Below are 21,463 nucleotides of genomic sequence, written 5' to 3'. Positions count from 1 at the left end.
TTATGCGTTGGCATTATACACCGGCATCGGCCAATACGGCTACTAAGACACCAATCTGCTGAAGAGTAACACCGTGCCAGCGCCGTCCACCGGGTTGCAGCAGCAGATTCGGCCCAATCTGACAGCGATCTTGGCAGCCGCTGCTGATACATTCAACCCGATCAAGCAATCCGTGTTGCCAGAGGGCCTGTTCGAGCGCCATGCGTAGCTCTACCGCACCACGACTGCGGCAATTGGGACCCATACACAAGTAGAGGCGAACCATCACTGTCTCATCCGTGTCCAATAGACAAAGGACAGGTTGGGGATATGCTACCACCAACCCGTCCCTGCTGTGATCGCCGCTTCCAGATCGTCTCACACCCGAAAACGGTTCAGATATGCCTGTGTATCAAACGGCTTGGGAGGCGGACCAGGTAACTGCTCAAGTGGCGGACGGCGGTAGAAAATACCGAGCGGTAACCGATCACTTTCGACTGCGTAATGCATTGCCGCGTCGAGATCGGACGGATCATGGTCTGCCGGTAAGTTATACACCAGCTCTTTATAGAGTTTGTAGGTATCGTAAAACGTAACACACGGGCTAAGGACGTGAATAAAGGCAAAACCACGATGTTCAAGACCGGCCTTGATCAATTTGGCCAACTGTTTGGGCTGACTCGAAAAGCCGCGCGCGACAAACGACGCGCCACTTGCCAGGACAATCGCCAGCGGGTGCAAGGGTTGCGCCGACTGACCATACGGCGTACTCTTCGTCACGTGACCACGCGGCGACGTCGGCGATGTCTGACCTTTCGTTAAACCATAGATCGCGTTATCCATCACGATGACGGTAATATCGAGATCGCGACGCGCAGCGTGAGGCAAGTGACCCAACCCAATACTGAAAAAGTCACCATCACCCCCAACTGCCATTACCGTTAGGTCGGGACGTGCGGTCTTCAAGCCAACTGCCGCCGGCAAAGCCCGGCCATGCACAGTATGCAAACCATACGTTTGCAAAAATCCCGGTAAACGCGAACTACAACCGATACCGGAGACAACTGCCAAATCTTTCGGATTGATCTGGAGTGCAACAAGCGCTTGCTGGATCGCGGCCAACACTCCAAAATCACCGCAACCCGGGCACCAGATCGGCTTGAGATCGCTACGGTAATCGGCAGCTTTGAACACGACAGGCGTCGAAGTGATTGGTACAGTAGTCATAGAACAACCTATCCTAGAGAATACTATGCCAATGTCGGCTCGGCCAACCCGGCAAGTGCGTGAATTTGGCGAAGAATCTCGAGTCGTGAGAAGGGCACACCGGCGTACTTCGTCATCGAATATACTGTAATCCCCAGTTCGGCTTGCAACAGCTTCGCAAACTGACCCTGAAAATTGACCTCCGGCACCAGTACGATCTCAACCTGATCGAGAAACTCACGAATGGCATCAACAGGCAGCGGCGAGAGCATCTGCACCTGTAACATTGCCACCGGTACATCCTCTTGGCCGGCCAGATAGACTGCCCCTCGACACGGACCGGCGGTTGTCCCCCAACAAATGATGCCCACCTTTGCCCGTTCGGCACCAAAGCGACGAACATACTCACGCGAATGCAGCAACGGCGCCAACTTACCCCATCGCTTCTCGGTCATCCGCGTGTGATTGAGCGGTGTGTAATCGGGATTGCCAAATTCGTTATGCTCAAGACCGGTAGCCGTGTATTGCGCATAGGCAACACCAGGGGCAACCATCGGCGAGATGAGATTCGCCGTCAATTCATAGCGACGGTACTGCTTAGGAGCTAACGTACCATTGGGACGCAGACGGTCAATACGTGGGTATTTACTCAGATCGAACGGATCGACCGTTTCGGTGCGGAACGAGAGGGAATAGTCGCTCAATACAATTACCGGTGACTGATACTGCTCGGCCAAATTAAAGGCCCATACCGTCAGATGAAAACACTCGGCAACGCTCGCCGGTGCCAGCACAATGCGCGGACTATCACCGTGACCACCGTGCAGGGCAATGTTCAAGTCTGACTGCTCCATTTTGGTGGGCAAACCGGTACTCGGACCACCGCGTTGCGCATCAACAATAACGACGGGAATTTCGGTCATACTGGCATAGCCTATCGCCTCGCTCATCAGCGATAATCCAGGCCCTGAGGTCGCAGTCATGGCTCGCTTACCACCATACGATGCCCCAATACAGGCCATAATCGCAGCGATCTCATCTTCGGCCTGGAGATAACCGCCACCAATTTGGGGAAGGATCGCGGCCATGCCTTCCATAATGTCCGAAGCGGGCGTGATCGGATAGCCGGCAAAGAACTCAACTCCGGCGTGGAGCGCACCGGCGATAATTGCCTGATTGCCGGTCATCACATAGCGCTCGTGTTCGGCCGTCGCTTCCATCCAAAACGGATCGCGCTTTTCAAGTTGATGGGCATATTCAATACCGGCGCGGAGGGCTGCGAGATTTGTTTCAAGCAGATCGACCTTCTTGCCCAACTTCGCTCGCACAATATCTTCCAACTTCGTTAACCCTAAACCGAACAAAGCCGCCACAACCCCAAGTGCTACAACATTTTTGCCACGCCGATTCCCGGTCTCTTGGGCAATCTTTCCGATAGGTACCGGATACGCGACTCCGGTAAACTCGCTCGGTAAGGAAAAATCTTCGGGATCGTAGAGGAGAACAGCGTTGGGGGCTAGATCGGTATGATGCAGATCCCATGCCTCACGATTGAACGCGAAGAGAATATCAACAGCATCACCCATCGAGCGCACAGGACTGTTCGAGGCACGCACCTGAAACATCACCGGTCCCCCTTTGATTTCAGCCGGTGTGGTGCGGAATGTGAAGACATGGAGTCCCGAACGGGCAGCCGCTTGGGCCAGCATCTCACCGGTCGCGCTGCTGCCGTCGCCACTTTCGCCGGCAACGCGAATGACGACATCTTCTTTGACGATCATAGCAACCTCGCCGTAGATTGCGGATGTACGTCAGTATTGACGCAATAGGTGCAAAGGATTGTTAGAGCTATCATAGCACTGTGGACTCACCGGTGCAATGCCCTTTTGTTTGTGATTAACCGTGCGATTTTTGTGCAAAGATATTGCGTAATCACATACTGAAACGACAATAGTGAGTACATCAACACTTGTGGAAAGACGAAGAATCTCAGTGGGTACTATGACCGGGGAACACTCTCGCCAGACGAGATACATATACACGACAAGGCAAGCCAGACTAGCGATTCCCCCACACCTCAACCGGCACACCCGCGTACTCACCACTCCAGATGCGTGTCCGACACGTATCGCGTAACAAGCGCTTCCACAGTTGGGCGTGTTGGAAGATCTCTTCGTCGTTGGCAAAGAATTGGAAGACAGTACGTGCGGCAATCAGAATCAGTTTGTGGCGTGCCCGGCTGAGAGCGACGTTGAGCCGGCGCGGATCGAGCAGGAAAGCGCCGGAGACACGGAGATAGTTGGGATCGCTCTCGGTTGCCGAGACGATGATCACGTCGCGTTCATCACCTTGAAACCGCTCAACGGTATCAACCGTCGCACCATCGTGCTCGATCAACAGTTGCTGCATCAGATTAGGTAGTTGCTCACGCAGCACCAGCCGCTGCGCCCGGTGCGGCACGACAATGCCAATACCGCTCCTCGCATCGAGTCCAAGCTGACCAACTAGCGTCTCGATCAGTGGACGAATGAGTTGAGCCTCGAACAGGTTTACATCCTGGCTTTGCGCTTCATCATGCACAATGACAACAAGTGGATGTGCCGGATCGAGTGCAGCCGCGATGAGCTGATTATCCGTATTAACCGCCGGTGTGGTGGTCGTCCGCCGTGAAAAGTAGGGAATCCCGTCTTGCTCGTAAATCGCTCGACGCAAGAAGTCGGCAAGGTCACGGTGTAATCGGAAACTTTCGACCAGTTTGACCATCGGCGGTGGTTCATCGAGGGCTAGGAGAGTCTCGAAGAGCGAAGCGTAGACACGGTACGATTGGAAGGTACGCCGTCGTTCACTCCGCCATTCGTGCTGCACGATTGGCGGCATCTGGCGATGATCACCGACGACAATGACCCGACCATCAAGACGGAGAGCCAATACCGCCATACATGCTTCGGGTAAGTTCATTTGTGACGCTTCGTCGAGCACCAACAGATCGGCGAACGGTTCATTGTGATAACGCTGCTCGCGGCGTAAGAGGGTCGAGACGGCAAATGGCGTTGCTGCGACAAAACAAGCCGGGACGGCGGTGATCGGGTCAATCGCATCAACAACTTGGATCGCCGACGGCAGATCATCGGTATTCTTGGGACGTACTCGAAATAGCGGCACCCTTAAGAGTCGCTCATCGAAGTACGCAGCGAAGAGAGCAGGATGGTGCGCATAGATCTCGGCCAGTCTGGCTTGTACTTCAGCAATCTTCCGCAAGAGTACATCGGTGGCAGCGTGTGTCTTGCAACTGAGGAGCACCCGGCAAGGCCGCTCAGCAGCTACCATGCCTTGCATCCGAGCAAACAGGGCAAAGGCCGAGGTGTAGCTCTTTCCGGTACCGGGCGGACCTTGTACCAGTAACGTGGGGGCATCGCCATAGTTGGCGATATATTCCATCTGATACGCATCGAAACCGTGCAGCAGCCCGGCGTCGGCCAATGCCTGCAATCCCTCGACAAAACGAGCTTGTCCATTCAAAGCCGCCGGTGGTATTGCGGTGTGGATACGCTGAGGGTCGGTGAGACGCAGGTAAAGGGAGTTTACCGCTCCCTGTTGCAATTCCTGCACCACCTCCATACAGCGCTGACCGTAGATATCGTTGGGATCGGCTTCGATGGTGTAGCATACGCCGTCTTGCGGCCACTGCCACCGAGCCGGAAAGGTAAACCGGCGATCACCGTTGCTGTAACGAACGTCGGGTTTGAGCAAAACAAATCCATTTTGGTTAAGTTCGATGAGGGTAGCCCGTGGTTGAAAAAGCAGTTGACGGGCAGTTGTCGTGAACGGCGTTGGTTGATCAGTCGGTAACCGCTCATCGACACTCCAACGCGGCGCCAAAATTACCTTATCACCGGGTGAGAGGCCGGTCAGGCGCAACGCCGTTTCGAGATCGCATTCAACACCATCGAGATCGATCCGAAAGCGTAACGGCACCTCCGGTATCGGCAGTTGCTCGGTCGCTTTACGTTGCTCGGCATCCAACCGCGCTCTGCGTCGTCCACCGGTTAATTCGAGACGCAACGCTTGGCGTCGCTCATTCTCGGCAAGCACGTTCAACAAAGTAGGGTCTTGATCGGCTGCCACATAGCGCACAATCAGACTCACACCGGCCAGCACCCGTTGTTCAGGCGGCGGTAAATGTTGTCGGCCCCACGTTACTAAGGCCACATAGCGCTCGATCAGCAGGAACTCGGCCAACGCATGGGCGAGGGTATGGGCTTGACGCCGGTAATCGGCCAGACCCGTCAGATCAAACGATGGTTTTATGGTTCGTTCGTTATGTGGCAAGCGCTGCACCAAAAACTCATAGGCAGTGAGTCGTTTGGCGACAAAGCCGATCAGATCCTTCAGTCCTACTCTGCGGTAATCAACCAGATCGTCATTGCCACGATCGGGCGGCGATGGCAGGGCTTTCCACGCTGCGTAGGCATATTCAAGCGGTATTTGGTTATTAAACCGCACACGGCGGGTATACCAACCCAACTCTCTATCATTGCCCAGATCGTCGAACATGCGCCGGTAAAAGAGTCGGCGATATTCACCCCACTCAAACCCATGCAAGCGAGCTAGCCGTGCCAACGAATCGTGAGCCAGTGGGTCGTTGCGAAATCGGCGCCATTCCTCAAGCAACACCGTCACCATCGGCGCTTCAAAGCCGGCGCTTTGTGCCGCTAAGTCATACAGTGGTGTTGCGCCGAAGAGGTGCGGATGGCGGGATAGTCCGTCGAGCAGGGTTTGCAGGCAAAACCCGTCAGGAACAACGAGATGGATCGGTGCATGCAATGCACCATTAGTATCAGGAACTGCTACCTCATGAATAGCTTGTAATAGCGCGGTAAGCCACCTTTCCAACAGACGCGCTTCATCATCAACAGTTTGTAGTGGCTGAGCAGGAAATTCTATCACCTCTCGCCGACTATGCGGTTGACCTTGGGAATGCCCCACAACCAACGCCCCAACCATTACCAGCATTCCCTGCGTATGATCATAGAGTGTATCGAGATAGACGGCGACTAGGTTCGGATGGAGATCGGCACTAACTGCCGGGAAAGAACCGTACCCCGTGTAGGGCAGATAGCTGACCGCAGAACACTGATCGCCACGCCAGCGCCGGTAAGCACGGGCTCGATGGATCAATTCATGAAGGCGCGGAGCGAGCGTAGGATGGCGCAAGATCGACTTCATCAGGGAGCGGTGTGATGGTGGGGTGGATAAATCCCCCTTCCCTGACAACTCCTTAAGGAGTGCAAGTTGGGTTGCAGTAACAATACCGTGGCTACGCAGAGCCGACTTCTCCGGTTCGGTAAGTGATGGAATAAGCGACAGATCGTCGTGATCGGCGGCCCAGCGCATACAAATCTCGTTGTAGAGACAACCATCACACTTGGCTGTCAGATGAAACGGAACCTCGGCAAAAGGGGCGCTCGCTGTTATGTTCAGAATTGAAGTAGGCCCATCAAGCAAGGTTACAATCTCGGCCAGATACGGTGTCGGATCGGTGATGAGTTCAAGCTGGGCAATCGTGACACCTAGCAGATCAAAGGCTTGCTGTCGTTCTTGCTCAATCCGGCGTCGTTCGGCGGGTGTCTGCGCGGGCGAGAGTAACTCACCTCGATAGAGCACACCGATCTGAACGGTCTTGAGTGCTATATCGGCGGCGCTAGTTATCTGCTGAAGCAAGGTGTAATAACAGGCCAACTGCAAGCGATGCTCAATCTTGGCCGTTGCCGAACTCTTAGCATCAACGACCAAGGCATGCACATCACCGTCCCGATCACGACGCAACAGGAGCAGATCGACATCACCGCTCATCGGCCAGCCGTAGAGCTGAGCAGCGAGGCGAGGCTGAAACAGAACTTGGGCTGTCTCAGGTGCTAATTGACACAACTGCTCAATGACAATGTGATTATGATCGGCAGTTGTAAAGGCCGGATCTCCACGTTGTCGGCGCTGGGCGCAATGAATAGCGTGAGGAAAACGGGCGGTGACCTGCGCCTCAACCGCCTGTTCAAACTGCCGACCGGCAATAGTCAGCATCGGTGGAATAGACTGAAGCGCAATACCAAAGCGTGGCAGCCAGGCCAACCCTTTGTGCCGCTCGTGAAGGCGCAGTCGTAGATAGCGCCGGCACTGTTCGAGCCGAAGATACTGAGCCAAATCGGTTGGCGAAATCGGCTGCAACTGCGCTGAGTTAACCGCTAGCGGCGACAGGAGATCGTCCATTGTCTCACGCCGTCGGTTCATCGAACACCCCCGGTTCTGGCTTCGGTTCGATCCGATTGCGTAACATCCGCTCAAAGTTCCCGACTTGGCGTGGCCCAATGGCCCGTGCTGAAATCAACAACACTTGCCCATTCAGCAACTGAAGCTCGTACACGCCGGCAAGCTTACGCCAAGCCCGCACCTTCGACCATGGGATCTCGCTCCGTCCGCTGCGTGCGCTAACGATCAGCCCCTCACGACCAAGCTCGTAGCGCGTGGGTTGGTACACCGGTAAATCGCGGTTTCGGCTCTGGCGATGGATCGTTATCCATCCGACGATGATATAGACCAGAAAGGGGATCCATCCACCGAGCAACGCCGGTGCTTGCGGTGTATTCGGGTCGTAGATCACAAAAGCAGTGAGAACAGCTGCAACAAAGGCAAACACGTAGAAGATAGGTCGGCGAAAATAGCGACTCAGCGCATGGCGAGTGAACTCTTTTTGGCTAATTGTGCTCTCGATAATCATACATGTGTAGACTTAGAATGCGTTCCACTTGACCAACGTCAGTTCATTTCCACCGTAAGGCAATTCTCGATAGTGTAAATCGTCGAGCAAATGGCGGGACAAAAACAGACCTAATCCACCGGCTCGCTGTTGACCACGCCCGATCAGATTACGCGGCAGCGGCACATTCAACGGATTAAACGCAGGAGCAGCGTCAAGAATCCGCACATACAACGCCTTATTCTCGCTCCACACATCGATCCAAATCGGGCCGCTGTGGTCATGATACCCGTAAGTAATCGTATTTGCGATCAGCTCGTTAGCCGCATAGACCACGTCATCAATACACTCACGGCGAGCACCAATGTAGCTAGCCGCATCAATGATAGCACGCCGGATCTGCTTGAGGGTACGAAGGTCGGCGTTGAACGAGAATGATGCGGACATACGTACTCCAGTAACTTAGGGGGCAATATAACAAGAATACCGCTCATAATACCATAGGCACTGACGCTTCACGAAGCAGAACCTGCTTGACCACACCGATTACCGCCATTCTATGCGGAATAGCACGTTATGGCGACGACTCGGCAAGCCGAATAATCCGCGGCGCAATGGTGATGATCAAGGAATCAGTGATCGGCAGCTCTTGACCCGTTGCATCGTAGATAGCTCGCGGTTGCGCCGGCAACACAAACGTTCGTTCTTTGCCATCGCTACTCCACACCACGATCACATCACCGCCCGGCGTGCGAAAACGGTAGCCCTCCAAACCGTCATCATCTACTGCGCGCACATACCGTGCCGCCCCAAGTTGCTGACGCAAAAACCGGAAGGCTCCAAACGCCGCTTGTGGTTGCTGCCGATTATCGAGTAAGCCACCCTCTTGCCAACCGGGGCCGTTGAGCGTATACCAATGCGACATCAGCAGATCGGCAGCCAGCGTGCGGGCATACAGTCGCGCCACTGCGTCGGCCTTTGCTTCCTCGAAACCATTAGGCCGGCAATTCGGCGAACTACGGTAACAGAGCAGCGCACCTTCATTCATAATCACCGGCTTGGCGTAGCCATAGGTAGCAAGCACCGACCGCAGGTAAGCAAGTTTCCCTAGCGTTGCCCCGCCTCCCTCAGCCCACGACGGATGCTCACGGTCAGGATCGCGATGAACGGCAAAGTAAGCGTAGGCGTGATACGCCAGAATATCGAAGTAATCACCCCCCCCGGCGCGCAGCACCCCTTCAAAGAAGCGTCCGGCATGACACGGTTCATTCGTGCGAACGGCATGATCCGGTGAGCATGCCAGCAGTAATCCACCAAAGATCACCTGTGCCTGCGGATCGGCAGCTTTGATCGCAGGATAGGCCACTTTAAGCATCTCGGCATAGGCAGCACCACCGTAATTATCGGAATTGCTTTCATCGCCCCAACAGCCAAATGGCGCATCACCACCCACAAGCTGAAACGGGGCATCAGGTTCATTGCCCAATTCCCAGAACTTGACGTTGTACGGTGGCTGGCTGTAGCGGGTCACGAGTTCCCTAAGAAAGGCAGCGAAATCGGGTAGCGCTTCGGCCTGAATAGGCCCACATGACTTATCAGGTTGGGCCTGCGCCCACGTCGGTGTACCACGCACAATGACCATCGGTACCGCACCGCTTGCGCTGATTAGGCGCAACTCAGTCTCAACATCCTGCAATGCTGCCCAATTACGCACTCCACGGCTTGGCTCGACCTCATCCCAGCGAATGCCGTTGTAGCGCACCCAATCAGCTCCCAGTTCGGCCAACTGCGTGGCAGTAGCGGCAACCGTACCGCGATTGATCTCAACGCCGAACACCGACCGCCCGTTCCGCAGATCGGGCAATGGCTGTGGTGAGGTATGCAACTCACGTCCCAACAGCCCCAATAACACCCGCGAACGAGCCGGGTTTTGTGGATGCCATTCGAAACGGGCCCGCTCAAACCACTGCGTCAACACCAGATCACCGTTTGCATTCCGTTCCATCTGCGGCGCAGTGAGGGGATAGCCAAACAACGCCAGTGATTGCGCATAACGACTAAGACCGGGAATGCGCAGACCATTATTCTGCCAATAGGTGCGAAACCCATTGCCTGGCTCTTGATCACACACATTATGGCCGGTCTCTGGAAACCATAAGCAACCGGGCTGCGGGCCGGGGTCGGGGGGATCGGCAAACGGATCACGACCGACGCGCGCCAACGCCTCGGCCCCCATTCGCCCAATCTGAATCCGATACGCCGGCGGATTGGTCGGATGCAATTCCAATCGGTTTCGCTCTGTCCACTGGACGGTTAAGGTGCGGCCTTCATCGCCTACAAACTGTTCGAGCGGCCCGATGGGGTAGCCAAACACCGGCAATCCACCGTTGTCACGCCAGTAGGCAGTGAACGATGGGTGCAGGCAATTATCGATCAACGGCACATCGGGAAAACAAATCGGCGCGGCTGATTGAGCAGTTACCGGTGATGCCCAAGCAAGAAGGGACATGATAATACAGAGCAAGATGATGCGTTGCATAGACAGTTCTGGTGTGATGAAAAATACGCCAAAGGAGGGCGCCCGTTAGCGGTACAGGTTTATCTTACCAACGACATTGGTAGATCGTCAATGGTTGTAGATAGCGCGGATCGGGGATGGTGGCAACAACCGAACAACGTTCGACCAGATCGGGGCGATGGCTCAGTAACGGCAAAGCCTGTTCTTGCCATACCAGGTAATCGGGACGATAGAACTCAAGTGCGTAAGATGCCGCAGCGACAAAGCCACCCGTTCCCAACCGAGTGGCTATATCTGGCTGTAACAAACCGGCAATATCGATCATCGGGCGTTGCGCATAATAGCCGATGATACCTATTTCAAGTGCTGCAACGCGCGCATCCGGTGGTGTATGCGCAGCTAACCATTCACCGGCAGCCCGATAGACCGTCAATCGCGGATCGATTTGTTGTCCGATTCGATAAACGGCACCACCAAACCACACGATAGTACCACCCAACAGAATAATTGTTCCGATAGTTGCCAGTCGTTGGCCGCCGAATCGTTGCAACCACTCGATCACCGTTTGCGCCCCCAGACCAAAAGCTGGCGCCAGACCGATTAAGAGCGGAGCAACGTACCAAAAGTAGCCGGCAACGTGCAAAACGGTGTACGCCAGCCCGTATAAAACCGCCCACCCCATCGGAAGTAACCAATACGGCGTGCGAATCGTTGCGACGAGACCGAGACCGGCTAATCCGAAGACCACCTGATACAACGGCTGGCGCAGATACTCCGACAATGTAACCAACAACCGATCACCAAAATCGTAAAAGCCGGGGATGAGTGCCTGTTGCTGTTTGGCATATAGCGTTACCGGAAGCGGTATCCCGTAAACTATCCATGCCAAACCAAGACCAGTGGCAACAATAATGATCCAGAGCAGCGCCGCTTTCCACGGCCAACGCTGCCACTGACGCCAAACACCACCGGATACCATCATTATGAGCAGGGCTACCGGCCCGGCCAGCACACCATCGGGCCGCAACCATACCAAGACCCCTAAGAGAAAACCGGTCAACCACTGCCGGCCTTGTGCCGCACAAACAAAACTCCATAACGTCAACGCCATTGCCGGCATCGTTTCACTGCCCACGGTGGTTAACGGAAGGGGAAAGAACATGTAAAGAAGGGCAGCCATTATCCCGGCGAGTTGGTTACCCCACCGGTCGCCGAGATACCACAGCGCCAACCCACCGGCGGCATGGCTTAAACAACCCACGAGGTTAGCAACGAGGGGTACAGGCCAACCCCAGAACGCTACCGGTGCCAGGATTAGCCCAAAGAGTGGTGCCGTAGTACTTAGTGTTGCAGTACCGGGATTGTAGACGAAGCCGTAACCGGCGGCCAGATTGGCTGCGTAACGGTAGGTGATGTACGGATCATCGTAGCCGCGTCGGAATAAGACCGCGAATAAGCCTAATCCAACGATCATTGCCGCTACCCAAGCCAAGTATGGCTCCCTCACCGTGCTACCTAGCCGGATAATGGTTTGTTTGATTTTCACAGTTTACCAACCTATACGTGTGCAATCCCTGCCACAAAAAGAAAAAATAGCGTTATGATAAGACTAGCATAATTTTGGTAGACACCGCTCAGCACTGACTAGCACGCCGTGCGTGCCATATTGCTAACAAAGCAAGACACTGATAACCATGCTTTCCTTTGGATACTCGGTCGCTCAGCTCTTCATCCGACCGGTCAGATTGGTTCGCAGCTTCACCCCCGAAACCCTGCGTGCCGATTTTCTTGCCGGATTGACCGTCGGATTGGTCCTGTTACCGCAATCGCTTGCCTTCGCGCTATTAGGTGGTTTACCACCCATTACCGGCTTGTATACTGCATTGACCGCTACTATTGTCGGTGCATTGTGGGGGTCATCGAGTCATCTCAATAGCGGGCCAACAAACACAGCGGCCATTATCACTTTATCGGTTCTAGCTCCGGTTGTCCCCATCGATAGCCCGGAGTTTGTCACGGCAGCGAGTTTGGTTGCGGTAATGGCTGGTATTATCCGGGTTATCATGGGTATTGCTCGCCTTGGTATCCTTGTCAATTTTGTCTCTGATGCGGTATCGGTGGGATTTACGGCCGGCGCTGGTATTTTGATACTTTCAAATCAAATCGGCCCATTGTTACGCATCGATCTCCCACCCGGTGCCGATCCCATTACGACGGTTACCGAAACAGCTCGTCACTTTGATGCCATTCACTGGCCTTCGTTAGCGGTAGGAGTGACTACGATTGGCATCATTTTGCTTTCACCACGCATCACCCGCAAAATCCCGGCCGTCTTGATTAGTATTGTGATCGTTTCACCGATCGTCTGGTTCCTCAATCTCAAAGCGCAAGGGGTGCGGGTAATGGGACCGGTACCACCGGGTTTTCCACCGCTGGCCCAGTTACCGATCTTCGATCTAGACCTGATCGGACATCTGGTGAACGGTGCGTTAGCACTGGCCATTATCGGCTCGGTAGAGGCCGTCGCGATTGCACGAGCAATTGCCGGCTATACCGGTGAGCGTATTGACAGCAACCAAGAGTTTGTCGGACAGGGGTTGGCCAACATCGCCTCTGGCATCTTTTCAGGAATGCCATGCTCAAGTTCGTTCAATCGCTCGGCATTGGCCTATCAGTCGGGAGGCCAAACGGCTCTTACCGGGGTTGTATCCGGGATAACAGTTTTTCTGGCAACCACCGTCCTCGGTCCGTTGTTGGCCGAAGTCCCGCGGGCGGCATTAGCCGGCGCATTGGCGGTGACCGCTTGGAGTATGGTTGACCGGCGCAATATGTCAAGGATCTGGCGCGGGTCACGGGGCGAGGCGGTTATCATGATCATCACGCTCGTCCTCACCCTGACCCTCCCCCTCCAATTCGCCATTCTCACCGGCGTACTGATGTCCCTCGGCTATTACCTCCTCCGCACCGCTACCCCGCGCATTGAAACCGTCGTCCCAGACACAGCGTTCCGCCATTGGGACCCCGCCCACGGCCGTCCCACCTGCCCTCAGCTCCTCGTCGTCGACCTCCAAGGCGACCTCTACTTCGGCGCCGCCAGCCACGTCGAAGAAATGTTGCTCCGCCTCCTCAACCAGCACCGCAGTGTTCGTTATCTCCTCCTCCGGATGCACAGTGTCAATCACTGCGATGTCAGCGGCATTCGCGCCCTCGAAACTATCCGCCGCACCCTCCGCGTCCGCGGTGGTGACCTCTACTTCGTCCGTGTCCGCGCCGGCGTGATGTATCGGATGCAGATCAGCGGCTTCTACGAGCAGCTCGGTCCTGAACGCTTCCTCGATGAAGATACCGCCATCGACTTCCTTTTCCACCGTGTCCTCGACCCCGCCGTCTGCATCTACGAGTGCGACCGCCGCGTCTTCCGCGAATGTCAAGAATTGCCCAAACAGACGCTGCCCGGCCACTTGACCATCCCGTTGCTCGACGGCAAGCTGCCGACCCAGATCAATGCCCGTGCCTTGTGGGAAGCGTTGCATAGCCCGCAACCGCCGGCGATCATCGACGTGCGTGAACCGCGCGAGTTTCAGCGCGGCCATATTCCCGGTGCACGCAACATCCCCCTCTCACGGCTGATCAGCGAGCGTGACGCCGTGCCGGCGGGGCCGGTCGTGCTGGTCTGTCGTAGTGGAAGGCGCAGCTTACGGGCAGCAGCGTTGCTAGTTGGACGCACCCCCCCGCCGCAGGTGCTAGAGGGTGGGATGCTGGCGTGGGAAGCTGCCAACCTACTTGAAGCCGTTGAGCAGGTGTGAAACGGAAGCTCACTTTACACATTTAGTCAAGTGAGAGAATGGGCTTACGAAGCGACCCTTACGGAAGAAGAGAAGCGTCGGGGATTCAGCGATAGCCTACTTTTCGGTACTATAGATCGGTATTCGATAACGAGAATCGATAAAATACATAACCAAAACCCTCTTCTTTTGCATCAACATTCGACAATGGCGTTACAATAACGCTATGATCTAGAACTCATGAAAGCTCTGACAAGGTATGATTGATTACCTACGTTCAGTCATAACCCTCTTTGCCCAACCGATCCGGCTCATCCGCACGTATCCCATCGATGCGTTACGCGCTGACTTCTTTGCCGGAATCACCGTCGGTCTTGTCTTGTTGCCACAATCGCTTGCCTTTGCAATTTTGGGTGGATTACCACCAATTGTTGGGCTGTACAGCGCCATGACGGCAACCATCGTCGGTGCATTGTGGGGTTCATCAAGTCACGTGAACGGTGGTCCAAGCACGACCAGCGCGATCTTGACCCTCTCTGTGCTCCTCCCGATTGCACCGCTTGGTAGCGCCGAGTTTGTCACCGCAGCCAGTATGATCGCGGTGATGGCCGGGATCATTCGCTTAATTATGGGAATAGCGCGCCTTGGCATGCTGATAACCTTTATTTCGGATGCCGTAGCCGTGGGATTTACTGCCGGCTCAGGTCTGTTGATTCTGTTTAACCAATTTGGCCCAATCACCAAACTCTCTATCTCACCTGGTGCCAGTATTCCAACGATCGTCCAAGAAACGGTCACCCAACTGACGGCAATCCATTGGCCCTCACTCATTATCGGTGCCGCTACGATTGCACTCATCTACCTTCTACCCTACATCACACGCGCTGTGCCGGCAGCCCTACTTAGTATGACAATTGTCACAATCGTGACTGCATTTCTCAACATCGAACAATACGGAGTGCGCTTAATCGGTGATATCCCACCAGGTTTTCCACCACTGGCCCAATTGCCCTGGTTTGATATTGGTTTGATCGGCCAATTGTTAAACGGCGCACTTGCTTTGGCAATCATTGGTTTAGTAGAGGCAGTCGCGATTGCACGGGCTATTGCCAGTTACACCGGCCAGCGGATTGATAGCAACCAAGAGTTTGTTGGGCAGGGGTTGGCCAACATCGTTTCTGGCCTCTTCTCAGGGATGCCGTGTTCTGGTTCGTTCAACCGTTCGGCACTAGCTTATCAAGCCGGTGGTAAAACTGCACTCACCGCCGTAATTTCTGGCCTTACTGCCCTGGCAGGAACGGCGATCTTGAGTCAACTATTAGCGATTATTCCCCGACCGGCTATTGCTGGGACACTGATGGTCGCAGCACTTGGTATGGTCGACCGGCGTGGTATGGCGCGGATCTGGCGCGGGTCACGGGGCGAGGCGGTTATCATGATCATCACGCTCGTCCTCACCCTGACCCTCCCCCTCCAATTCGCCATTCTCACCGGCGTGCTGATGTCCCTCGGCTATTACCTCCTCCGCACCGCTACCCCGCGCATTGAAACCGTCGTCCCAGACACAGCGTTCCGCCATTGGGACCCCGCCCACGGCCGTCCCACCTGCCCTCAGCTCCTCGTCGTCGACCTCCAAGGCGACCTCTACTTCGGCGCCGCCAGCCACGTCGAAGAAATGTTGCTCCGCCTCCTCAACCAGCACCGCAGTGTTCGTTATCTCCTCCTCCGGATGCACAGTGTCAATCACTGCGATGTCAGCGGCATTCGCGCCCTCGAAACTATCCGCCGCACCCTCCGCGTCCGCGGTGGTGACCTCTACTTCGTCCGTGTCCGCGCCGGCGTGATGTATCGGATGCAGATCAGCGGCTTCTACGAGCAGCTCGGTCCTGAACGCTTCCTCGATGAAGATACCGCCATCGACTTCCTTTTCCACCGTGTCCTCGACCCCGCCGTCTGCATCTACGAGTGCGACCGCCGCGTCTTCCGCGAATGTCAAGAATTGCCCAAACAGACGCTGCCCGGCCACTTGACCATCCCGTTGCTCGACGGCAAGCTGCCGACCCAGATCAATGCCCGTGCCTTGTGGGAAGCGTTGCATAGCCCGCAACCGCCGGCGATCATCGACGTGCGTGAACCGCGCGAGTTTCAGCGCGGCCATATTCCCGGTGCACGCAACATCCCCCTCTCACGGCTGATCAGCGAGCGTGACGCCGTGCCGGCGGGGCCGGTCGTGCTGGTCTGTCGTAGTGGAAGGCGCAGCTTACGGGCAGCAGCGTTGCTAGTTGGACGCACCCCTCCGCCGCAAGTGCTAGAGGGTGGGATGCTGGCGTGGGAAGCTGCCAACCTGCTTGAAGCCGTTGAGCAAACATGAAACGGTAAAATGTACTATGAATTGTCGATCTTGCACATCGCATCTATACTTTCGTATACCATTGCAGTAAAGGTATATACCTGCAACGCGATTGGAACACTTGAGAGTGCAACGATGGATATTCCTCAATCACAACGACTTGGTCCCAACACCGGTCTCGATCTCGTGCGTGCTACCGAGGCAGCAGCGATTGCCGCAGCCCGCTTGATGGGACGGGGTGAAGTTGAAGAGGCCGACCGGGCCGCAGCCACGGCGATGGCTGCAGCACTGGCCAATCTTGATCTCGACGGACGGCTCGCCATGGGTGAAGATGTGCGAGCAGCGGTGAGTACGCCTCTCCCCGCCGGAGCGCGCGTTGGTAACGGGAATGGCCCACCTGCCGACCTGATCGTCGATCCAGTTGATGGACGTCGCCAGTTAGCCCAAGGACGGGCGGGGGCAGTTTCGTTTGCTGCGGTTACCAATCGAGGGACGCTCTGGGCACCACATCCGGCGGCATACATGGACAAAATTGTGGTGGGACCGGAAGTTGCTCCCTACATGGTGCCGGAATGCCTCGACGCACCGGCCGGATGGACGTTAGCACTCGTCGCCCGTGCCATTCGACGCACCGTGCGTGATCTGGTCGTCTTTGTCCTTGATCGTCCACGACACACCCACCTCATTGAAGAGATCCGAGCCGCCGGTGCACGGGTAATGTTGGCCGATGATGGCGATATTTATGGAGCTTTACTCGCGGCTATGCCAGGCACCAATGTTGATATTCTGATGGGAATTGGTGGTGCGCCGGAGGGTGTATTAGCGGCATGTGCGATCAAGTCATTGGGCGGAGCAATGCTTGCCCGACTTGCCCCACAGAGCGAAGCCGAGCGCGAGGCAATCACACGTGCCGGCCTTGACACGAAGCGTATCTTGACCTGTGACGATATTGTGAGCAGTAACCAGATTTTCTTCGTAGCCACCGGAATTACCGATAGCATCCTGTTGCGTGGCGTGCGCCTAGCCGGTGATCGGGCCGAAACGAATTCGCTGATTTTGCGGAGTGAAACACGTACCCGCCGCTTGATCTTCGCCGAGCATTTGTTGACCCCCTAAACGAACCTTGGTATCGCCCGGCGTGGTATCGAGAACAACACCGGCCTTCTCCTCCATGGAGAAGGCTGCATTGTACTGTATTAGGCACTGTTACGCTGAGTAAGGCTGTTGTCTGTACCTGCCGACGGCATATCATTTTAACAAACACTGCCAATTACCAATCAATTTGCATGATCGGTGAGATTGTGCTATAATTTCGCTGTGAACTGAATACGACCCCGTAGCTCAGTGGATTAGAGCGTTTCCCTGCGGAGGAAAAGGTCGCGCGTTCGAATCGCGCCGGGGTCGCCAACCAACCCGCCTACTCGGCGGGTTGTTCATTAGCAAAAGCGGTTGCCGAGAAGCGTTTACAACCATCGTTACCATCGTTGCTGAGCTAGGGGGACGATGTGCCGTCCCCTAACATTGCTGCTACTATTAAGACTGCACGTATTCTCAGATCATCCCTCCGGCAACAACACTCCCTCCAGTGCCAATAGCGCCCGCTTCCGCTCGATCCCCCAGCGAAATCCATGCAGCTTCCCGTCAGCACCCAGTACGCGGTGGCATGGCACCACAATTGCTAACGGATTCGTGGCGCATGCCCGCCCCACCGCCCGGGCCGCCGTGATCGGCAGTCCAAGGTCGCGAACAAGTTGGCCGTAGGTACGAGTACTGCCTCGTGGAATAGTCTGTAACGCCCGCCAGACCCGCTGCTGAAACGGGGTTCCTGCTGACAGATCGAGCGGCAACGGCGGCAGATCGGTCTCGTTGCGTAAGTAGGCAGTGATTGCCGTCGCCGCAGCGAGTGGCTCATCGCCTACGTGGATCGATGCAGTGGAGAAGGTTGTGCGAAGTGCCGCTACCAGCGACGAATCATCGTCGCCGAGAAAGACGGCGGCGAGACCGTGCGCAGTCGTGGCGACGAGCAAGCGCCCTAAAGGACTAGCAGTGAGCATGATCGTAAACACGGGCTGCATCACAGTCCTACCTGCAATTCTTCGGCCAGATCAATCGCGCGTAACGAGGCTGCTGCTTTATTACAACTCTCATTAAACTCGTATTCGGGAGTGCTATCGGCCACTACCCCGGCAGCAGCTTGGGCATAGGCAACCCCATCTTTGACTATCAGGGTACGCAGCGCAATGCATGTATCGAGATCACCGTTGAAACCAAGATGCCCAACTGCGCCGGCATAGATACCACGCTGCTCACCCTCGAGTTCGGCGATAATCTCCATCGAGCGAATCTTAGGCGCACCGGTGACGGTACCGGCGGGAAAGCAGGCCCGTAAGGCATCGATTGGCTTGAGATCGGCCCGGAGTTTGCCGACCACTTCTGACACAATATGCTGGACGTGACTGTATTTCTCGATGGTCATAAAGACCGGCACGTGTACCGTTCCCGGTTCGCTGATCCGCCCTATGTCGTTACGCCCCAAATCGACCAACATCAAATGCTCGGCACGTTCCTTTTCGTCGGCCAGCAACTCGGCGGCCAGTCGTTCATCTTCGGCGGCATCACGTCCACGCCAGCGCGTGCCCGCAATCGGGCGGGTCGTGATGTTGCCATCGCGCACCTGTACCAGCATTTCAGGTGATGCACCGACCAAATCGCCTTCGCCGGTGCGAATGTAGAACATATACGGCGAAGGGTTGATGGTGCGGAGAGCGCGATAGATGGTGAAGCTGTCGGCGCTCGTTGCCTTGCTGAAGCGCTGCGAAATCTGTACCTGAAAGATGTCACCGGCCATAATATACTCTTTCGCCCGCAACACCGCCGCCTTGAACTCGGCTTCAGTACGGTTCGAGACGACCGGATTGGGCACGGTACGCGCCGGCGTATTGTGCGGTTCGTAATTGCGCAGGCTAAACCCGATAGTCGAAGGCAATGGCTTTTGCAGCCGGGCTATCAGTGTTTCGATGCGGCTAACGGCTCGCTGATATTCAGCCGCCAAATCCTCGACATCGAGATGGACGTGCGAGATAACGATAATCTTGTGGCGGACGTGATCGAAGGCGAGAAGCGTATCAACAAACATCCACCAGCTATCAGGCATATCGTAGGGACGCACCGGTGGCACCGGTAGGCGTTCAAAATAGCGGGCCGCTTCATAGCTGAGATAGCCAACCGCACCACCAACAAAGATCGGCAAATTGGGCAGACGGATAGGGCGATAGGCGTTAAGATAGCTCTCAAGCACGATCAACGGATCGCTGTATGGAAGAGTCTGCTTGTAGCCCCTATGTGTCGCCTGCGCCACACCGTCGTGCATGCGCAGAACCATATACGGATCGCTACCGATAAATGAATAACGACCGATATTCTGCCCTCCGGTCACGCTTTCGAGCAGAAAGCCGAGACCGCTCTGCGCGATCTTGAGATAGGCCGAGACCGGCGTTTCAAGGTCGGCCATAATCTCACGGTAGATCGGGCAGAGATTGCCCTGCCGGCGTAATTCATACATCTGGTCAAGGGTTGGATAATACATGTAATTCCCCTTATTGGGCTGTCCAATCCATTACAGCGCACAGCCGTCGCCATCTCACGACTGTGCGCCACGCCGTGACCAGCATTATTTCCGGTCATTCGGCAACACAAAACCCACCCGTTCAAGGATCAGGGTCATCTTGGGTTCAGCGACGGCACGAGCCTGTTCGGCGCCAATTGCTAAAATGCGATCTAGCTCTGCCGGATCGTCCATCAACTGATAGTATCGCTCACGAATAGGCCGAAGCGACTCGATCACAACCTCGGCCAATTCACTTTTTAGCGCGCCATACCCTTTGCCGGCAAAATGTGCCTCGATCTCAGGTCGACTTTTTCCGGTAAGTAACTCGTAGATTTGCAAGAGATTGTTGACACCGGCGCGCTCTGGATCATCGCTGAAGCGGATTTCGTTGTACGAATCGGTAACGGCACGCTTGATTGCCCAACGAATCTCGTCGGGTTCATCGATGATCCGAATAGCATGACCGCGAGTGGTATCCGATTTGCTCATCTTGGACGTCGGATCGTTCAAGCCCATAATGCGGGCCCCACTTTCACGGATGACCGGCTCAGGAATGACAAAGGTCTCGCCGTAGAGGTAATTGAACCGCTGTGCCAGGTCGCGGGTCAGCTCGATATGTTGCTTCTGATCTTCGCCGACCGGCACCTCATCGGCGTCATAGAGCAAAATATCGGCGGCCATCAGCACCGGATAGGTGAGCAGACCGGTCATCACACTCTCTTGCTTTTGGGCTTTGGTTTTGTATTGGGTCATACGTTCGAGCCAGCCAAGTGGCGTGACGCAACTAAAGACCCACGCACACTCAGCATGGGCGCGCACATGACTCTGTACAAAGAGCGTCGTCTGTTGCGGATCGATACCGCAAGCCAGCAACACCGCAGCTAATTCACGGGTTTGCCGGTGCAGTGCCGCCGGTTCCTGCGGCACGGTAATCGCGTGCAAGTCAACGATGCAGATAAAGTTGGTCTTCTGGCCCTGCCCGGCCACCCATTGCTGGATAGCGCCCAAGTAGTTGCCGATATGGAGATTGCCCGAAGGCTGAATGCCGGAAAAGACTCGTGGTTTGCGGTTCATACGCATGCCTCTTGTCGATGATTATCGAAATTACAGAGTAAATACGCTGAATAGACAACTCCGCCAGGCAAATCGAGATTTATCTCATATGTACGTCACCAAAAGAAGCCAAGATATTGTCCACTTTGCGGATGGTAGACCGACCATTGACAGGTTCTTCTCGCCAATACGCTGCTCATACTACTTATAGATG

The 21,463-nt window shown here is 55.5% G+C and carries 14 protein-coding genes and 1 tRNA gene; 4 read left to right on the top strand and 11 right to left on the bottom strand.

Annotation, left to right across the window (positions count from 1 at the left end; all coding sequences use genetic code 11):
* Positions 1 to 13 precede the first annotated feature (13 nt).
* The 8 genes from AC01ZF_RS01795 to AC01ZF_RS01760 all read right to left on the bottom strand — a co-directional run bounded on the left by AC01ZF_RS01795 (position 14) and on the right by AC01ZF_RS01760 (position 12,000).
* Positions 14 to 265 (bottom strand): (2Fe-2S) ferredoxin domain-containing protein, encoded by a 252-nt coding sequence (locus AC01ZF_RS01795; protein ID WP_424674589.1) that lies wholly within the window; start codon positions 263 to 265, stop codon positions 14 to 16.
* Positions 266 to 357: 92 nt separating this feature from the next.
* Complete coding sequence (locus AC01ZF_RS01790) at positions 358 to 1,206, bottom strand: 2-oxoacid:ferredoxin oxidoreductase subunit beta (RefSeq protein WP_428131064.1); 849 nt, start codon at positions 1,204 to 1,206, stop codon at positions 358 to 360.
* Positions 1,207 to 1,229: 23 nt separating this feature from the next.
* Positions 1,230 to 2,966: a 2-oxoacid:acceptor oxidoreductase subunit alpha gene (locus AC01ZF_RS01785; protein WP_428112889.1), complete on the bottom strand. Its 1,737-nt coding sequence runs from the start codon at positions 2,964 to 2,966 to the stop codon at positions 1,230 to 1,232.
* Positions 2,967 to 3,243: 277 nt separating this feature from the next.
* Complete coding sequence (locus AC01ZF_RS01780; protein WP_476575065.1) at positions 3,244 to 7,470, bottom strand: bifunctional RecB family nuclease/DEAD/DEAH box helicase; 4,227 nt, start codon at positions 7,468 to 7,470, stop codon at positions 3,244 to 3,246.
* On the bottom strand, positions 7,454 to 7,957 hold the full coding sequence (locus AC01ZF_RS01775) for a YcxB family protein (RefSeq protein ID WP_424674585.1): 504 nt from the start codon (positions 7,955 to 7,957) through the stop codon (positions 7,454 to 7,456). Before AC01ZF_RS01775 ends, AC01ZF_RS01780 begins: the two co-directional genes overlap by 17 nt.
* A gap of 12 nt (positions 7,958 to 7,969) precedes the next feature.
* Positions 7,970 to 8,383 (bottom strand): ATP-binding protein, encoded by a 414-nt coding sequence (locus AC01ZF_RS01770; protein ID WP_424674584.1) that lies wholly within the window; start codon positions 8,381 to 8,383, stop codon positions 7,970 to 7,972.
* A 127-nt stretch (positions 8,384 to 8,510) separates the two neighbouring features.
* Positions 8,511 to 10,475: a glycoside hydrolase 5 family protein gene (locus AC01ZF_RS01765; RefSeq protein ID WP_428112886.1), complete on the bottom strand. Its 1,965-nt coding sequence runs from the start codon at positions 10,473 to 10,475 to the stop codon at positions 8,511 to 8,513.
* A 64-nt stretch (positions 10,476 to 10,539) separates the two neighbouring features.
* Complete coding sequence (locus AC01ZF_RS01760) at positions 10,540 to 12,000, bottom strand: glycosyltransferase family protein (protein ID WP_424674582.1); 1,461 nt, start codon at positions 11,998 to 12,000, stop codon at positions 10,540 to 10,542.
* A gap of 148 nt (positions 12,001 to 12,148) precedes the next feature.
* Between AC01ZF_RS01760 and AC01ZF_RS01755 the strand changes: the two genes are divergently transcribed.
* The 4 genes from AC01ZF_RS01755 to AC01ZF_RS01740 all read left to right on the top strand — a co-directional run bounded on the left by AC01ZF_RS01755 (position 12,149) and on the right by AC01ZF_RS01740 (position 17,996).
* Complete coding sequence (locus tag AC01ZF_RS01755) at positions 12,149 to 14,260, top strand: SulP family inorganic anion transporter (protein WP_476575064.1); 2,112 nt, start codon at positions 12,149 to 12,151, stop codon at positions 14,258 to 14,260.
* Between the two features lie 238 nt (positions 14,261 to 14,498).
* The gene (locus AC01ZF_RS01750) at positions 14,499 to 16,610 is read left to right on the top strand and encodes a SulP family inorganic anion transporter (RefSeq protein ID WP_476575063.1); all 2,112 of its coding nucleotides are present in this window, start codon (positions 14,499 to 14,501) and stop codon (positions 16,608 to 16,610) included.
* A 114-nt stretch (positions 16,611 to 16,724) separates the two neighbouring features.
* Complete coding sequence (locus AC01ZF_RS01745; protein WP_424674579.1) at positions 16,725 to 17,705, top strand: fructose-bisphosphatase class II family protein; 981 nt, start codon at positions 16,725 to 16,727, stop codon at positions 17,703 to 17,705.
* Positions 17,706 to 17,919: 214 nt separating this feature from the next.
* A tRNA-Arg gene (locus AC01ZF_RS01740) sits at positions 17,920 to 17,996 on the top strand.
* A gap of 149 nt (positions 17,997 to 18,145) precedes the next feature.
* On the opposite strand, the gene AC01ZF_RS01735 is transcribed toward AC01ZF_RS01740, so the two are convergent.
* The 3 genes from AC01ZF_RS01735 to trpS form a co-directional block, all read right to left on the bottom strand.
* Positions 18,146 to 18,664, bottom strand: a complete 519-nt coding sequence (locus tag AC01ZF_RS01735) for a methylated-DNA--[protein]-cysteine S-methyltransferase (RefSeq protein ID WP_428112883.1) — start codon at positions 18,662 to 18,664, stop codon at positions 18,146 to 18,148.
* Positions 18,664 to 20,175: an anthranilate synthase component I gene (gene trpE, locus AC01ZF_RS01730; protein ID WP_424674578.1), complete on the bottom strand. Its 1,512-nt coding sequence runs from the start codon at positions 20,173 to 20,175 to the stop codon at positions 18,664 to 18,666. The genes AC01ZF_RS01735 and trpE overlap by 1 nt, the downstream gene beginning before the upstream one ends.
* Before the next feature lie 84 nt (positions 20,176 to 20,259).
* Positions 20,260 to 21,270 carry a tryptophan--tRNA ligase gene (gene trpS, locus AC01ZF_RS01725; protein WP_424674577.1) on the bottom strand — a complete coding sequence of 337 codons (1,011 nt, stop codon included), beginning with the start codon at positions 21,268 to 21,270 and terminating at the stop codon, positions 20,260 to 20,262.
* Positions 21,271 to 21,463: the final 193 nt, after the last annotated feature.

The organism is Chloroflexus sp. (assembly GCF_056331925.1).
This window is presented reverse-complemented; position numbering and strand designations above follow the sequence as displayed.

Excerpts from the sequence above, each read along its gene's own strand:
- AC01ZF_RS01795 (WP_424674589.1), bottom strand. The coding sequence starts at position 265 with ATGGTTCGCCTCTACTTGTGTATGGGTCCCAATTGCCGCAGTCGTGGT.
- AC01ZF_RS01790 (WP_428131064.1), bottom strand. The coding sequence starts at position 1,206 with ATGACTACTGTACCAATCACTTCGACGCCTGTCGTGTTCAAAGCTGCC.
- AC01ZF_RS01785 (WP_428112889.1), bottom strand. The coding sequence starts at position 2,966 with ATGATCGTCAAAGAAGATGTCGTCATTCGCGTTGCCGGCGAAAGTGGC.
- AC01ZF_RS01780 (WP_476575065.1), bottom strand. The coding sequence starts at position 7,470 with ATGAACCGACGGCGTGAGACAATGGACGATCTCCTGTCGCCGCTAGCG.
- AC01ZF_RS01775 (WP_424674585.1), bottom strand. The coding sequence starts at position 7,957 with ATGATTATCGAGAGCACAATTAGCCAAAAAGAGTTCACTCGCCATGCG.
- AC01ZF_RS01770 (WP_424674584.1), bottom strand. The coding sequence starts at position 8,383 with ATGTCCGCATCATTCTCGTTCAACGCCGACCTTCGTACCCTCAAGCAG.
- AC01ZF_RS01765 (WP_428112886.1), bottom strand. The coding sequence starts at position 10,475 with ATGCAACGCATCATCTTGCTCTGTATTATCATGTCCCTTCTTGCTTGG.
- AC01ZF_RS01755 (WP_476575064.1), top strand. The coding sequence starts at position 12,149 with ATGCTTTCCTTTGGATACTCGGTCGCTCAGCTCTTCATCCGACCGGTC.
- AC01ZF_RS01750 (WP_476575063.1), top strand. The coding sequence starts at position 14,499 with ATGATTGATTACCTACGTTCAGTCATAACCCTCTTTGCCCAACCGATC.
- AC01ZF_RS01745 (WP_424674579.1), top strand. The coding sequence starts at position 16,725 with ATGGATATTCCTCAATCACAACGACTTGGTCCCAACACCGGTCTCGAT.
- AC01ZF_RS01735 (WP_428112883.1), bottom strand. The coding sequence starts at position 18,664 with ATGCAGCCCGTGTTTACGATCATGCTCACTGCTAGTCCTTTAGGGCGC.
- trpE (WP_424674578.1), bottom strand. The coding sequence starts at position 20,175 with ATGTATTATCCAACCCTTGACCAGATGTATGAATTACGCCGGCAGGGC.
- trpS (WP_424674577.1), bottom strand. The coding sequence starts at position 21,270 with ATGAACCGCAAACCACGAGTCTTTTCCGGCATTCAGCCTTCGGGCAAT.